Annotated in this window: 1 protein-coding gene and 1 pseudogene; both read right to left on the reverse strand. The window is 73.2% G+C overall.

Annotated features, from left to right (window positions below; translation table 11 throughout):
- Positions 1-563: glycosyltransferase (locus ACIKT0_RS18505; RefSeq protein WP_407106781.1), on the reverse strand; the 563-nt coding region annotated here is incomplete at its 3' end.
- Positions 560-1,198, reverse strand: a pseudogene (locus ACIKT0_RS18510) (AIR synthase-related protein); the annotation flags it as partial. The pseudogene ACIKT0_RS18510 and the gene ACIKT0_RS18505, both read right to left, overlap by 4 nt.
- Positions 1,199-1,259: the final 61 nt, after the last annotated feature.

A 1,259-nucleotide genomic window follows, 5' to 3' on the forward strand; every position in this document is an offset into this window, starting at 1 on the left:
CGCAACGCCGCCTCGCGCCCGTCGGCGATAGGGCTGAAGCGGTCGGCGTCGACGCCGTTGCCGACCACGACCGGCTTCAGGCCATGCGCGTCGGACAGCCGCGCGCGCCAGGTCTCGCTCACCGCGAAATGGACGTCCGCCGCCAGGATCGCGCGGCGCTGCAGCGCCTCCAGCGCAGGACTGGCGAAGGCGTCGACATGATGCACCGTGCGGGCGAAGCGGTCGATCGCGCCCTGCTCCTTGAGGGTCGCCAGCGCATTGCCCGAGATGCTGTCCTGGGCGTGGAAGAGGTCGAACCCCCGGCGCGACGGAGCGTCGAACCAGTCGAGGTAGTCGGCGATGCGCGCCTCGGCCATTTCGAGCACGCCGCCCGAGAAGCTCCGCGCGGGAATGACGACCGTCTCGCACAGGGTCTTGCGGAAGAACCCGGCGCCGGCGGGCGCGAGCACGGTCGGCGCGTGGCCGAGCCGCGCCAGAGCGTCGCCGAGTTCGAGCGCATGGACCACGCCGCCGCGCGGATTGGTGGAGTGGCACAGGATCGCGATGCGGAGAGGGGCGTTCATGCCGTCACCCGCGGCGCGCAGCCGATCAGGGGTTTGCGGGCGAGGTCCCACACCGTCGCGCGCGCGCCGCGGGAGGCGACCGTGACGGCGCCGCCCTGGCGGAACTCCCCGCAATCGGCGGCCGCGATCCCCCGGGCGTGGAACCTGGCGAGCGTCGCGTCCACGTCGGCGGGCTGGACCGCGAGCAGATAGCCGAAGCTCGGAAAGCTCAGCAGCCACCGCTCGAGCTTCGAGCCTTCCGGCTTCGGCAGCGCGTCGAGATCGATCTCGACCCCGACGCCGGAGCACTCCGCGAGCATCGCGGCGGTGCCCACGACGCCCGCCTGGCTGATGTCCTTGGCGGCGCGCGAGAGCCCCGCCTCGGCGATCTCGGGCAGCAGCTCCAGATCGCCGCGCAGCCGCGCCGCGGGCGCCGTGGTCGCGGCCTCCCAGTTCGAAAACGGTTCGCGGTAGCGCCCCCGCAGGTCGATCGCCGCGACCAGCCGGTCCCCTGGCGCCGCGTCGAAGCTGGTGAGCAGGCGCCTGGCGCGCCCGAGGATGGCCGCCGACAGCCGGCGCGCGTCGGAGGAGAGGTTGGCGTGGCCGCCCACCACCGGCACGCCGAAGCGTTCCGAGGCCGCCCGCAGCCCGTCCACAGCTTTGCCATGTGGCAGCACACGGCCACAGGGCAAAGCTGCGCGAGCCGTATTTCAGCGA

This window comes from Hansschlegelia beijingensis, from assembly GCF_045505405.1.
Classification (GTDB): Bacteria; Pseudomonadota; Alphaproteobacteria; order Rhizobiales; family Methylopilaceae; genus Methylopila; species Methylopila beijingensis_A.